At 58.4% G+C, this 12,646-nt stretch carries 15 protein-coding genes; 12 read left to right on the top strand and 3 right to left on the bottom strand.

Annotation, left to right across the window (positions count from 1 at the left end):
* The first annotated feature begins 22 nt into the window (after positions 1–22).
* Positions 23–637, top strand: a complete 615-nt coding sequence (locus SPHFLASMR4Y_RS16320) for a thioredoxin family protein (protein WP_089134494.1) — start codon at positions 23–25, stop codon at positions 635–637.
* Between the two features lie 602 nt (positions 638–1,239).
* Here the strand turns inward: SPHFLASMR4Y_RS16320 and SPHFLASMR4Y_RS16315 are convergent.
* Positions 1,240–2,040 (bottom strand): class I SAM-dependent methyltransferase, encoded by an 801-nt coding sequence (locus tag SPHFLASMR4Y_RS16315; RefSeq protein WP_089134956.1) that lies wholly within the window; start codon positions 2,038–2,040, stop codon positions 1,240–1,242.
* Between the two features lie 112 nt (positions 2,041–2,152).
* Positions 2,153–4,330 (bottom strand): excinuclease ABC subunit UvrB, encoded by a 2,178-nt coding sequence (uvrB, locus tag SPHFLASMR4Y_RS16310; RefSeq protein ID WP_089134493.1) that lies wholly within the window; start codon positions 4,328–4,330, stop codon positions 2,153–2,155.
* 138 nt (positions 4,331–4,468) lie between these two features.
* Here uvrB and SPHFLASMR4Y_RS16305 point away from each other — a divergent pair, with 138 nt between their 5' ends.
* The 11 genes from SPHFLASMR4Y_RS16305 to pal all read left to right on the top strand — a co-directional run bounded on the left by SPHFLASMR4Y_RS16305 (position 4,469) and on the right by pal (position 12,230).
* Entirely contained in the window at positions 4,469–5,011 is a 543-nt protein-coding gene (locus SPHFLASMR4Y_RS16305) for a DUF3617 domain-containing protein (RefSeq protein WP_186265983.1), read from the top strand.
* A 188-nt stretch (positions 5,012–5,199) separates the two neighbouring features.
* Positions 5,200–5,598, top strand: a complete 399-nt coding sequence (locus SPHFLASMR4Y_RS16300; protein ID WP_089134491.1) for a VOC family protein — start codon at positions 5,200–5,202, stop codon at positions 5,596–5,598.
* Positions 5,599–5,609: 11 nt separating this feature from the next.
* Positions 5,610–6,002, top strand: a complete 393-nt coding sequence (locus SPHFLASMR4Y_RS16295) for a VOC family protein (RefSeq protein ID WP_089134490.1) — start codon at positions 5,610–5,612, stop codon at positions 6,000–6,002.
* 25 nt (positions 6,003–6,027) lie between these two features.
* Positions 6,028–7,371: an amidohydrolase gene (locus SPHFLASMR4Y_RS16290; RefSeq protein ID WP_089134489.1), complete on the top strand. Its 1,344-nt coding sequence runs from the start codon at positions 6,028–6,030 to the stop codon at positions 7,369–7,371.
* Between the two features lie 2 nt (positions 7,372–7,373).
* Positions 7,374–7,721, top strand: coding sequence for a TraR/DksA family transcriptional regulator (locus tag SPHFLASMR4Y_RS16285; RefSeq protein WP_186265982.1), 348 nt, complete (start codon positions 7,374–7,376; stop codon positions 7,719–7,721).
* Positions 7,722–7,855: 134 nt separating this feature from the next.
* Entirely contained in the window at positions 7,856–8,320 is a 465-nt protein-coding gene (locus SPHFLASMR4Y_RS16280; protein WP_089134488.1) for a YbgC/FadM family acyl-CoA thioesterase, read from the top strand.
* 64 nt (positions 8,321–8,384) lie between these two features.
* Complete coding sequence (gene tolQ / locus SPHFLASMR4Y_RS16275; protein WP_089134487.1) at positions 8,385–9,032, top strand: protein TolQ; 648 nt, start codon at positions 8,385–8,387, stop codon at positions 9,030–9,032.
* 2 nt (positions 9,033–9,034) lie between these two features.
* Positions 9,035–9,487 carry a protein TolR gene (gene tolR, locus SPHFLASMR4Y_RS16270; RefSeq protein ID WP_089134486.1) on the top strand — a complete coding sequence of 151 codons (453 nt, stop codon included), beginning with the start codon at positions 9,035–9,037 and terminating at the stop codon, positions 9,485–9,487.
* Between the two features lie 15 nt (positions 9,488–9,502).
* Positions 9,503–10,297, top strand: a complete 795-nt coding sequence (locus SPHFLASMR4Y_RS16265; RefSeq protein WP_089134485.1) for a cell envelope biogenesis protein TolA — start codon at positions 9,503–9,505, stop codon at positions 10,295–10,297.
* Between the two features lie 10 nt (positions 10,298–10,307).
* A complete protein-coding gene (gene tolB / locus SPHFLASMR4Y_RS16260) occupies positions 10,308–11,645 on the top strand; it encodes a Tol-Pal system beta propeller repeat protein TolB (protein ID WP_089134484.1) in 1,338 nt (445 codons plus the stop codon).
* 75 nt (positions 11,646–11,720) lie between these two features.
* Positions 11,721–12,230, top strand: a complete 510-nt coding sequence (pal, locus tag SPHFLASMR4Y_RS16255; protein WP_089134954.1) for a peptidoglycan-associated lipoprotein Pal — start codon at positions 11,721–11,723, stop codon at positions 12,228–12,230.
* Positions 12,231–12,305: 75 nt separating this feature from the next.
* Here the strand turns inward: pal and SPHFLASMR4Y_RS16250 are convergent, their stop codons facing one another.
* Positions 12,306–12,602, bottom strand: coding sequence for a hypothetical protein (locus SPHFLASMR4Y_RS16250; protein WP_089134483.1), 297 nt, complete (start codon positions 12,600–12,602; stop codon positions 12,306–12,308).
* Between the last annotated feature and the right edge of the window lie 44 nt (positions 12,603–12,646).

The following is a 12,646-nucleotide window of genomic DNA, read 5'->3' as shown; positions in this document are numbered from 1 at the left end:
CCGCGCTGAACGGAGACCGACGATGCGATATATTCCCTCTTTCACGGCAGCAGCCATCGCCGCGATCGCCCTGGCCAGTCCGCTGGCGGCAGCCCAGAGAAACGGCGCCATCGCTCAGGATTTCAAGCTCACGGACGTGAGCGGCAAGACAGTTCAGCTATCGCAGTTTCGCGGCAAGACCGTGATACTGGAATGGCACAACCCGGGCTGCCCCTTTGTGGCGAAACATTATAATAGCGGCAATATGCAGGCGACCCAGAAAGCCGCCCGCCGACAGGGCGCGGTCTGGCTGACAATCAACAGCGGCGCGAAAGGCAAACAGGGTCATATGACCGGTGCCGAGGCGAAGGCGCTGATTGCCGACCAGAAGATCAGGTCGACCCATTATCTGTTCGATCCAAAGGGCGTCGTCGGCAAGGCCTATGGCGCCAAGACCACCCCGCATATGTATATTATCAATGGCAAGGGCATTCTGGTCTATCAGGGCGGGATCGACGACAAGCCAACCGCGAATATTGGCGACATCAAAGATGCGCGCAATCATGTGCTGGCGGCGCTGAACGAGATCAATTCCGGCGACCGGGTGAGCGTTGCCCAGGCACGCCCCTATGGCTGCTCGGTCAAATATGCGTCCTGAACAGGCGGGAAATGCAGGACTGACACGCAAACTCTACGCGCGTGCCAGCCCTGCGCCCCAGGATCTGGGGAGAGGAGGACAGCCTGCGACCCCCCGAAGGCCGTTCTTCGACAGGTCCCCGGACCCGAAAGCGAAGCTGTAATCTGTCAATATGTCTGCCAAAGGGTGGGAGACAGATCCAGTACGCAACAAGGATCTGCCTCCCCCTCTGTTCCGACAGCGTGCGACCCTAATTAAAGGCGCCGCCGGTCAAACTCTTCCAGTCCGCCGGACAGTGGGTACCGGCGAATAGGGAAACTCATGTCTTTTCTGGTGCTGACCTCGTTCAGATCCGATATTTCGGATGTCGGTTGCCGGGCCAGTTCTTGTCTCTGCAATTTCTATGGCGCTCCTCTAGCTAACCTGACATGAACGGTCACGTAAACTATGGTAACAACTCGTAAACCATTGAAATTATATTACATTTTTGCGTAATTTATATGCAGTCGACTGACGCGCAAAAGCGGGTTTTCGGCGGTCCCGAAAAAATGTCTTATTTTCCATGCAGTTACATTTGAGACTGATTCGGACCCGAATTTCGGCTGGAAACCGGGTCACGGACGCTAGCCGGGCTTGCGAAAACGCATGACGAAACGGCTCGTTTTCCCGCGCACAGCCGGGTCGAATACATTTGTGTCCAGATCATCCTCGGGATTGACGAACATGTCGCTTTGCCCGTCCAGCACGAAGCCGGCCCTGATGAAATCCGCCTGCACAGTCGCCGGATCAATCCTGTGCGTTTTCTCCACGACAGCCCTTGTTTCCCCGGGCAATCCCGCGTGGTCGATCACCGCCACGATGCCGCCGGGCTTCATGCCGGTATAGAGATTGGCCAATACCACAGCAGGATCCATTTTCTCAAATTTGAACCGTTCGCTTTCCCAGTAGAAATCGTGGTAGATCAGGTGCAGCATGGCAAAATCAATGCTGTCCGCCGCTGGTTCATAGTCCGGCAATTGCGAAGGCACCATGGTCACATTGGGTTGCCGCGCCGTGACACCAGCCCATTTTTCCTTCGATTGCTCGCTGGAGACAAATTGCGGCGGATTGACCGCTATTACGGCCCCCTCGGGGCCGACCGCACGGGCCAATATCTCGCTATAATAGCCGCCGCCGGCAAAAATATCGAGCACGGCATCGCCGGTTTCCAGGCCCATGAAGGCTAGCACCTCAGCCGGCTTCCGGCTTTCGTCGAGCGCTATGTCCGCCTCGTCCCGTCCCGAAGCAGCCAGGGCGGCATTGAAGTCCGGCGCGGTCGTTTCAGCGACTGCCGCCGGCGGCGAGGACGCCGCCTGCCCCGCAATGACCGGTGCCGCAATGACCAGTGCCGAGGTCGCCAATGTCAGGAATAACGAAGCTCGCATGATATCTCTCCCCCAATATTGGCGATAGCATGCACCCATCCTGATTTTCACACAAGCGACGGGAATGTGTTTTGTCTATCTGCGACCGCATTTGATCGAAACAGGCCCTGGCTTAAATCTTCCGCTGCACCTTGCCATAGCCCATCTTGCGCGTGCCCGGGCGACCTTCGGTGGAGCGGCCCTTGGGTTGCGCGACTTGCAGGTCCGCGGGCAGTCCCAGCTCTTCCGCTTCCAGCTTGCGGATTTCGTCGCGCAGGCGGCCGGCTTCCTCGAATTCCAGATCGGCCGCCGCGTCGCGCATCTGTTTCTCGAGGCTTTCGATATGGGTCCGCAGATTGTGACCGACCAGCGGCTTGCTCTCCTCGTCGGCCGCGCCGGTCACCATATCCTTGGCCGTGGCATGGGCGACGATATCGCCGATATTCTTCTTGATCGATGCCGGGGTGATGCCGTGTTCGAGATTATAGGCAACCTGCTTTTCGCGGCGCCGGTCGGTCTCGCTGATCGCGCGCTCCATCGATCCGGTCATCCGGTCGGCATAGAGAATGACCCGGCCATCGACATTGCGCGCGGCGCGGCCAATGGTCTGGATCAGCGACGTTTCGCTGCGCAGGAAGCCTTCCTTGTCGGCGTCGAGTATCGCCACCAGCCCGCATTCGGGAATATCCAGTCCTTCGCGCAGCAGGTTGATGCCGATCAACACGTCATAGACACCCAGCCTGAGATCCCGGATTAGTTCGATCCGTTCCAGGGTCTCGACATCGCTGTGCATGTAGCGGACCTTGATTCCGGCTTCGTGCATGAATTCGGTCAGATCTTCCGCCATCCGCTTGGTCAACGTGGTGATCAAAGTGCGATAGCCCTGCTCCGCCACCTTGCGGCATTCGTTGATCACATCGTCGACCTGATCCTCGACCGGCCGGATCTCGACCGGCGGATCGATCAGCCCGGTGGGACGGATGACCTGTTCGCTGAACACGCCGCCGCTCTGCTCCATTTCCCAGGGACCGGGTGTCGCCGAGACGCTGACCGTCTGCGGCCGCATCGCGTCCCATTCGTTGAAACGCAGCGGGCGGTTGTCGATACAACTGGGCAAGCGGAAGCCATATTCCGCCAGATTGATCTTGCGGCGGTGATCGCCCTTCGACATGGCACCGATTTGCGGCACCGTCTGGTGGCTTTCATCGACAAACAGCAGCGCATTGTCCGGCAGATATTCGAACAATGTCGGCGGCGGTTCGCCCGGCAGGCGTCCGGTCAGAAAGCGCGAGTAATTTTCAATGCCCGCGCAACTGCCAGTGGCGGCGATCATCTCGAGATCAAAATTGGTCCTCTGCTCCAGCCGCTGATGCTCGATCAGCTTGCCTTCCGCTTCCAGCTCCTTCAGCCTTTCGGCAAGCTCGAATTTTATCGCTTCCATAGCCTGCTTCATCGTCGGCCCCGGAGTGACATGGTGCGAATTGGCGTAGACCCGTACCTTGTTCAGGCTGGCGCCCTTCTTGCCGGTCAGCGGGTCAAATTCGACAATTTCCTCGATCTCGTCGCCGAAAAAGCTGATTCGCCAAGCCATATCCTCGTAATGCGACGGGAATATCTCGAGATTGTCCCCCCGCACCCGAAAGCTGCCGCGGGCGAAGGCCATGTCGTTGCGCTTGTACTGCAACGCCACCAGCTTGCGGATGATGTCCCGCTGGTCGACCGACTGTTCCTTGTGCAGATCGAAGATCATCGCCGAATAGGTTTCGACCGACCCGATACCGTAGAGACAGGAGACCGAGGCGACGATGATGACGTCATCGCGTTCGAGCAAAGACCGGGTCGCGCTGTGCCGCATCCGGTCGATCGCCTCGTTTACCGAGCTTTCCTTTTCGATATAGGTATCCGACCGAGCGACATAGGCTTCGGGTTGGTAATAATCATAATAAGAAACAAAATATTCAACAGCATTGTCGGGAAAGAAATTCTTGAACTCGCCGTAAAGCTGCGCCGCCAATATCTTGTTTGGCGCCAGGATCAGCGCGGGCCGCTGCAGCTCTTCAATGACTTTCGCCATAGTGAAGGTCTTGCCCGATCCCGTCACCCCGAGCAGCACCTGATCGCGCTCTTCTGCGCGCATTCCTTCCACCAGCTCCCTGATCGCTTCCGGCTGGTCGCCGGCCGGTTCAAAATCGCTGACCAGCTTGAACCGCTTTCCGCCTTCCGATTTGGCCGGACGACTGGGCTTGTGCGGAACGAAATCATCGCCGGTTTCGGGTTCCGCCAGGCCTCTTCTGATCACCAATTCTGTCATGGATCCGATATGGAACAAAAAGGGTCCAATGTCATCCCCGTTCTGGAGTTTTTGGGCAAAGGGAGCGATAGAAAATTTACATCTGCCTCACATCGTCTTAAGATCATTTGCAATGCATAATAGTTAGGGGAAATTCTCGTGAGAAAATTACTGGTTTCAGTTGCTGTACTCGGCCTGGTCGGCGGCTGTTCGGATCAGGGGGCCGACCGGGACGGTGACGGAAAGATCACCGCCGAAGAAGTCGCCGAAGAAATGAACAAGGTCACGCTTGAACCCGGCGAGTGGGAAAATACGGTGGAGATCGTGGATGTGAAAATCGACGGACTGCCGGACGGTGTTCCCGCCGGCGTCATGGACCGCATGAAGGGTCAGGTCACGACCACGAAATCCTGCATCAGCGAGGAAGAAGCCAAAAATCCGGGCGCGCAATTCTTTGCTGCTCAGGAAAAAACCAATTGCGAGGTCAAGAAATTCGACATGAGCGGCGGTGCCGTATCGTCCGAAATGTCCTGCAGCAATATGGGCGGTGGTGCCGGCGAAATGACCATGAAAATGGACGGCCAATATGGACCGAGCAGCTATGACATGACCATGAACATGGAAGGCGGCGGAAACGGCATGAAGATGAATATTTCGGCCAAAAGCAACGGCAAGCGTATCGGCAGCTGTCCAACCGGTTAAGCAAACCGGCATGCAACGAATGCAAGAAAGGCAGGAGCAAATCGCTTCTGCCTTTTTTGTTGCGAACTTCGAGCCCCGCTCCGGATTACGCCGCAAGGAGCTCGCGGGTAATTGCATCGCACCGGTCTGATGCTAGGCTTCACTCCAAAACCGAATCAGCGGCCCAGATATATTCCAGGAGAGACCAGATGATCGCCTACACCATGCTCGGCACCAACGACAAAGAGCGGGCCTTCGCCTTTTACGATGCCCTGTTCGAGGGAACCGCCGTCAGGCGTCTGTTCAAAACGCCTTCCGGCGGGCAGTTTTACGGCACAGCGCCGGGGGAGCCCCTGCTCTGCATCACGTCGCCTTATGATGAAGGCGAAGCCTGTCACGGCAATGGCACGATGGTGGCGCTGCAATGTGAATCGACCGAAGAGGTTGATGCCTATCATGCCCGCGCACTGGCGCAGGGCGCGGGCAATGAAGGCGATCCCGGCTGGCGCGCGCCCGACATGTTCTATGGCGCCTATTTCCGTGATCCGGATCATAACAAGATCTGCGTCTGCAAGAATAATTTTGCCGCAATTCCCGTCAAAACCTGAGGACAAGCATCATGATCGGATATGTAACGCTCGGCACGAATGATATCGACAAGGCGCGCAGCTATTATGACGCGTTGCTCGGGGAACTCGGCGCGAAGCGCCTGATGCAGCTCGAGGAGAACGGCTTCACCCTCTATGGCGTTGATATGAGCACACCATCAATTGCCCTGACCACGCCCTTCAACGGACAGAAGGCTCAGCCCGGTAATGGCAATATGATCGCCTTGCAGATGCAGGAACGCGGACAGGTTGATGCTTTCCATGCTAGGGCTCTCGCACTCGGCGGGAGCGACGAAGGGGCCCCCGGTGTCCGCGGCGATGAAGGCCCAGGTGCATTTTACGCGGCCTATTTCCGCGACCCGGAAGGCAACAAGCTTTGCGCATTTCGCCTTGGTCCGGCATAGAAGCGGAGAAATCCGGGAGGAAATCATGAAAAATCTATTGGCTCTGGCCGCGACATCGGCCCTGTTCTGGATCACGCCGGCTGCGGCGCAGACCGCAACGCCTTCGCCCGATCTGGCGGCCAGCATTGCCGCGGATTACGACAATGCGCTGGAAGCCCTGTTCATCGATTTCCACAAAAACCCCGAGCTGTCCTACAAGGAAGTCCGCACCGCCGGGATCATTGCCGGGAAATGGCGGGAAGCGGGATTTGCCGTCACCGAGAAAATCGGTGGTACCGGCGTGGTCGCGGTGATGGAAAATGGCGAAGGTCCGACTCTGATGCTGCGCGCCGATATGGATGGTCTGCCGCTGGTCGAGGACAGCGGACTGGACTATATGTCGACCGCGAGACAGGTCAGCATCGACGGCGAAGAAAAGCCGGTGATGCACGCCTGCGGCCATGATGTGCATATCACGTCTCTGATCGGAACCGCCCGGCAAATGGCCGCGCGCAAGGATCAGTGGTCCGGCACCCTGATGCTGATCGCGCAACCGGCCGAAGAGCGGATCGGCGGCGCCAGACTGATGATGGAGGACGGGCTCTACAGCCGTTTTCCCAAGCCGGACTTCGCCATGGCCTTCCATGTTTCGGCCGACACACCGACCGGGAAGCTGGCACTGGGCGAGGGGATCAACTATTCCTCGTCAGACAGCGTCGATATCATCGTCCACGGAGTTGGCGCGCACGGTGCATCCCCGCATCGTGGCAAGGATCCGATCGTGATGGGCGCGGAAATCATCATGGCGCTCCAAACCATCGTCAGCCGCGAAATCGCGCCGCTCAAACCGGCCGTGGTAACCGTCGGTTCCTTCCACAGCGGGTTCAAGCATAATATCATTTCCGACAGGGCAATCATGCAACTCACGGTCCGTTCGGATGACGCGGAAACGCGGGCCAAATTGCTCGAAGGAATCAAGCGGATCGCTACCAATGTCGGCCGGATGAACGGCCTGCCGGAAGACAAATTACCCGAAGTACTTGTCTCGCACGAATCAACACCGGCCAATTATAATGACGCCGCGATGACCCAGCGGGTAAAGGGCGTTTTCGCGGCACGCTTCGGTGAAGATGTGTTCGACAACAAGCCGCGCGAGGGCATGGGCGCAGAGGATTTTGCCTATTTCGTCGCCCCCAATACCGATGTCCCTGGTGTCTATTTTGCCGTCGGCGGCACGCCGCAAGCCGATTTTGACCGCGAGGCATCCGGCGGGGCTCCGGTACCGGCCCATCACTCGCCCTTTTTCAAGGTCGCTCCGCGCGAGTCCGTCACATTGGGGACTGAAGCCATGACGGCAGCGGCGCTGGATTATCTATCGTCGCAGGATTGACCGTGGCGGACGAGCTATTACCGGCCCACATCGAAATTCTGCACGAGCGCCTGCGCGCACGGCAGGCTGAACTGAAAGCACTGGACGCGGAAGCGGCAAGCTGGCGCAATACAGTCGAGCTCGACCAGCAAAGCGTCGGCCGCCTGTCCCGGATGGACGCGATGCAACAGCAGGAAATGGCCCAGGCCGAAGCACGCCGGCGGACCAGTGATCTGGCCCGGATTGAAATGGCGCTGAAACGTATCAGACAGAATGAATATGGCTGGTGCGCCGAGTGCGGAGATCCGATTGCCTTTCGCCGACTGGAAATCGATCCGGCTGCGGCCCTGTGCATTGGCTGCGCGCGCTGATTCCACCGCAAGTCCGCCACACTGTAGATCGATTCAGGCGGCGCCGGTCCAGTCGAGTCTTATTTGCGCCCAAAATACCAACGCATCGCTTTTCACCCTTCCCCGCACGCGGACATACCCCTAATGTCAGGAACATGGACATCCCCGCCGATATCAAGCCATTTGATGGCCGTTTCGTTGACGGCAAACATTATTTCTCCTGTCGCGTCTATTTCGAGGACACCGATTTTTCCGGCATAGTCTACCACGCCAATTATCTGCGCTACATGGAGCGCGCGCGCTCGGACATGCTGCGGCTTCTCGATATGGATCAGGGCGCAGCCTATGACAGCGGCGAAGGCGTTTATGCCGTGGTCGATCTGACGATGAAATATCTGTTGCCGGCGAAACTGAATGACGATCTGGTCGTTATCAGCACGGTCGAAACGCTGCGGGCCGCCAGCGTTGTCATCGACCAGCAAATCATGCGCGGTCCGGACCATATTACGTCAGCTTCCGTTCACGCAGCCTTTCTTACGCCTGCGGGACGTCCGCGACGACAACCCAGGACGTGGACAAAGGCATTTTCCAGCGTCATGGACCAGGCTGATATGAAATGAAGGATTATAGATCTTGCTAGACCAACTTTCTCTGGGGGCGACTGCCGGAAATTTCTCCCCCCTCATGCTGTTCATGGAAGCCGATATCGTCGTCAAGGCGGTGATGATCGGGCTGCTGCTCGCCAGCGTGTGGACCTGGACGATCATCGTCAGCTTCGGCATGAAAATCGGACAGATCACGCGAAAATCGGACAGGTTCGAACGGGCATTCGACAAAACCGAGAATCTGGACAAGTTTTTTGACGAATATGGCCAATCGTCCCTGCCCAGCGCCAAGGTGCTGGCTGCCGGTGTCCGGGAATGGCGCCGTTCGACGGCCAAGGCGCCGATCGACCGCGAAGGCACCCGCCAGCGGCTTGCCAGCGCGATGAACACAACCATTGCCCGTGAAGTCGACCGGATTGCCGACCGGCTCAACTTTCTTGCCACGGTCGGCAGCGTTGCGCCCTTCGTCGGCCTGTTCGGCACGGTCTGGGGAATCATGCGCAGTTTCTCGGCGATTGCCGCAGAACAGAACAGCTCGCTCGCGGTGGTCGCCCCCGGCATTGCCGAAGCCTTGTTCGCCACCGCCATCGGCCTGTTCGCCGCCATCCCCGCGGTTATCGCCTATAACCGTTTCTCCCATCGCCTCAACAAGCTGGAGGCCCGTATGGGCCGCTTTGCCGACGGTTTCCACGCAACGCTCAGCCGCGAACTGGAACTGGGAGACTGAGCATGGGCATGAATATGGGCTCCGGCATCGGCAGGCGCGGCGGTGGCCGCGGACGCGCGCCGATGGCCGAGATCAACGTTACCCCCTTTGTCGACGTGATGCTGGTGCTGCTGATCATTTTCATGGTGACCGCTCCGTTGCTGGTCACCGGCGTCCCGGTCGATCTGCCCGAAAGCCGCGCCAACGCGCTGGAACAGGAGCAGGAGCCGGTGCAGATTTCGATCGACAATGAAGGCCGTATTTTCCTTGATGACGAGGAGTTCAGCCGCGGTGCGCTGGAGACCCGGCTGCGCGAAATCGCCGCCGACCAGAATCCCGAAGACCCGCGCCAGATCATGCTGCGCGGCGACAGGACGCTCGATTATGGCCTGATCATGGGTGTGATGGGCGAGCTGAACCGGGCGGGACTGAACCGGGTTTCGCTGGTCACGACAGGTTCATCAGAGACGCCTTAAGAGTGGACCGCTGATATGGAGAAAGCTGAAAAAATTGGCTTGGGAATAGCGGCTGCGGGTCATCTGGCCCTGTTTGGCGCGCTCTCCTTGAGCATTTTGAGCAGCACCAACGACGCGTTTCGCAACAAGCCGATCGAGGTTATGATTGCCGATGAGGTCGGGCTCGAAAGCGCCGCGCCCGATCCCTCCATGATCACGCCTGCGACCAGCGTCGCACCGGAACTTGGTGCCCCGGAAGAGAGCAGCTTAGTCGAGCCGGAGCCACTGCCCGAACCCCCGAAAGCCGAAGCGAAGCCGACACCGGCAAGCAAGCCCGCTCCCGTTTCCCGTGAACCCCGACGGCGACCGGACAAGCCGGCCAGCACCGCAGCCAAGGCAGAGCCGAAGCCGGTTCCCAAACCGAAACCCCGCGGTTCGCGACTGGGTGATGATTTCCTGAAAGGCGTCACCGATGCGCCTTCGGTGAGCCGCAACCAGAATATCGCGGCGGAGCGGGCCTCGCCTGCCGTCAAAGCCGCTCTTGCTTCTGAGTTAAAAAGGAAATTAAAACCTCATTGGAAATCTCCTACGGGAGCTGATGCAGAAAACCTGCGCACTACTGTTACGGCACAGCTTGACGAAAATGGTCAAATTATAGGAACGCCGAGGGCTACTACGATTGGCATTACCGCCAGCAACCGGTCACAAGTCGAAATTCATCAGGAACGAGCTATTGCGGCGGTGCGTCTTGCCGCCCCATATTCAACATTTCCGAAAGAATATTACGGAGAATGGCGGGTTATCGAACCTGTTCTATATCTAGGCCTTTAAGGAAAATTAGATGGCACTAACTAACATATCTGTTCGAAAATTCATCCTTCCGCTATCACTGATACTCTGGGCCGTGCCTGCGGCTGCACAGCTGACGGTCGATGTTGAAGACACATCAAGCGACGATCTTGTCATCGCCGTGCCCGGACTGCCGACGCAGCAAAGCATTGACACGCCCGCCGGCAGCACCAGCGAACTGGGCGCCAAAATCAGCGATGTCATCGTCACCGACTTGCGGTCGAGCGGTCTGTTCAAACCGATTGGACGCAATCAGGTCCGCGGAATCAGCTACTCCGAAGTGACCGCACCACAATTCCCCTATTGGACCGGGACCAACGCCTCTGCGCTGATCCAGGGTTTCGTGCGGGCCAATCCCGACGGCAAGCTGACGGTGGGCTGCTATCTCTATGATGTCGCGCTGGAAACCGAACTGACCCGCCAGGGCTTTGTCGTCGAACCGCGCGACTGGCGCAGAGCCGCGCATAAATGCGCCGATTCAATCTACTCCAGACTGAGTGGCGAGTCTCCCTTTTTCGACAGCCGCATCGCCTATATCGCCGAGACCGGTCCCAAGGGAAACCGGGTTAAAAGACTGGCGATCATGGACAGCGACGGCGCCAACCACCGGTTCATCACCAACGGCCAGGCCACTGCCCTCACCCCGCGGTTTTCTCCCGATTACAAGAGCATTGTCTATCTGAGCTTTCTCGACGGCAACCCGCGCATCTATGTCTATGACATCGGCACCGGTCGCCAGCGCCTGATCACCCAGAGCACCAATCCGACCTTTGCGCCGCGCTGGTCGCCAGACGGCAAATGGATCCTCTATTCCATGGCGATTGCCGGCAATACCGATATCTACAAGATTTCGGCAGCGGGCGGCGGCAGGCCGCAGCAGCTGACTTTTTCCCCCGGCATCGATATCGGCGGCAGCTTTTCTCCCGACGGCAGCCGGATCGTCTTTGAAAGCGATCGCTCGGGCAGCCAGCAGCTTTATGTGATGGACGCCGATGGCAGCAATGAGCGGCGGATCAGCTTTGGCGGCGGCCGCTTTGCTACGCCGGAATGGAGCCCGCGGGGCGACCTGATTGCCTTCACCAAGATGGCAGGCAATTTTCGCATCGGTGTCATGACCCCCAGTGGCGGCGGTCAAAGACTGCTCACCGACAGCTGGCAGGACGAAGCCCCGACATGGGCACCCAATGGCCGGGTGATCCAGTTCTTCCGGACGACGCAAGGAAGCGGCAAGACCGGCATCTGGCAGGTCGACCTGACCGGTCGCAACGAACGGCAGCTGCCAACCCCCGTCAACGGCTCGGATCCGGCCTGGGGTCCGTTGCTGCCTTAGATTCAATCCAAGACAAGTCCCTGAAAAGAGATTATATAAAGCCCAAGGGCACAATCAAATAGGAGCAGAATTATGATCAAATATGCGACTCCCCTCCTGATTACCGCGAGCCTGGCAGTGGCTGGCTGTGCGAAAAAGGCACCGGAAGACCTGCCGCCGCCACCGGTTGACACGACAACGCCCGCGCCCACACCAACCGGTCCTACCGGTCCGGGCTATGCGCCCGGCTCACAGGGTGATTTTCTTGCCAACACGATGTCCGACCGGGTTTTGTTCGACACCGATCGGTTCAACATCGATCCGCAGGACCAGCTTGTTTTGCAGAGCCAGGCACAATGGCTGGCGCAAAATCCCAATGCGCGGATCACCATCGAAGGCCATGCCGACGAACGCGGAACCCGCGACTATAACCTCGCACTCGGGGAACGCCGCGCCAATGCCGCGAAAAACTATCTCGCCTCGCTCGGCGTCAGCCCGGCACGGATGACCACGGTCAGCTATGGCAAGGAACGTCCGGAAGCGCTCGCATCGAACGAAAGCGCCTGGGCCCGGAACCGGCGCGCCGTGACGGTCGTCATCCGCTAGGCCCGACCGGGATATCAGACAAAAAAGGGCCGCTACCCGATCGGGTAGCGGCCCTTTTTATCGCCTGAACAGCGCTTATTTCTTGGTGCCGGTCATTGCCATTTCACCGAAAGCGCCTGCTTTTACCGAACCGGCCAGCTGACCATCGGTGATTGTCGCGTCGCCTTCCAGCTTCATCGGCATGGGAACGGTCATATTCATTTCCCAGGTGATGTGATTGCCGTCGACCTTGCCGTTTTCGACATCCATCGATCCCATGGCACCGGCATTGGTACCGGTGAACGTGTCACCGTCGGTGACAATGGTGAATTCCGAGGTCTGATCTCCCATCGGGGATTTGGTTACGCACGTATAAGTTCCATCAATAGACATTCCATTCTCCTTTAATGTCAAAGCCCTGACTCTGTCGGGGCTGA

The sequence above is a fragment of the Sphingorhabdus sp. SMR4y genome (assembly GCF_002218195.1).
Taxonomy (GTDB): Bacteria; Pseudomonadota; Alphaproteobacteria; order Sphingomonadales; family Sphingomonadaceae; genus Parasphingorhabdus.
The sequence above is the reverse complement of the archived record's forward strand: the minus strand, read 5'-3'. Positions and strand labels throughout refer to the sequence as shown.

Excerpts from the sequence above, each read along its gene's own strand:
- SPHFLASMR4Y_RS16320 (WP_089134494.1), top strand. The coding sequence starts at position 23 with ATGCGATATATTCCCTCTTTCACGGCAGCAGCCATCGCCGCGATCGCC.
- SPHFLASMR4Y_RS16315 (WP_089134956.1), bottom strand. The coding sequence starts at position 2,040 with ATGCGAGCTTCGTTATTCCTGACATTGGCGACCTCGGCACTGGTCATT.
- uvrB (WP_089134493.1), bottom strand. The coding sequence starts at position 4,330 with ATGACAGAATTGGTGATCAGAAGAGGCCTGGCGGAACCCGAAACCGGC.
- SPHFLASMR4Y_RS16300 (WP_089134491.1), top strand. The coding sequence starts at position 5,200 with ATGATCGCCTACACCATGCTCGGCACCAACGACAAAGAGCGGGCCTTC.
- SPHFLASMR4Y_RS16295 (WP_089134490.1), top strand. The coding sequence starts at position 5,610 with ATGATCGGATATGTAACGCTCGGCACGAATGATATCGACAAGGCGCGC.
- SPHFLASMR4Y_RS16290 (WP_089134489.1), top strand. The coding sequence starts at position 6,028 with ATGAAAAATCTATTGGCTCTGGCCGCGACATCGGCCCTGTTCTGGATC.
- SPHFLASMR4Y_RS16280 (WP_089134488.1), top strand. The coding sequence starts at position 7,856 with ATGGACATCCCCGCCGATATCAAGCCATTTGATGGCCGTTTCGTTGAC.
- tolQ (WP_089134487.1), top strand. The coding sequence starts at position 8,385 with ATGCTGTTCATGGAAGCCGATATCGTCGTCAAGGCGGTGATGATCGGG.
- tolR (WP_089134486.1), top strand. The coding sequence starts at position 9,035 with ATGGGCATGAATATGGGCTCCGGCATCGGCAGGCGCGGCGGTGGCCGC.
- SPHFLASMR4Y_RS16265 (WP_089134485.1), top strand. The coding sequence starts at position 9,503 with ATGGAGAAAGCTGAAAAAATTGGCTTGGGAATAGCGGCTGCGGGTCAT.
- tolB (WP_089134484.1), top strand. The coding sequence starts at position 10,308 with ATGGCACTAACTAACATATCTGTTCGAAAATTCATCCTTCCGCTATCA.
- SPHFLASMR4Y_RS16250 (WP_089134483.1), bottom strand. The coding sequence starts at position 12,602 with ATGTCTATTGATGGAACTTATACGTGCGTAACCAAATCCCCGATGGGA.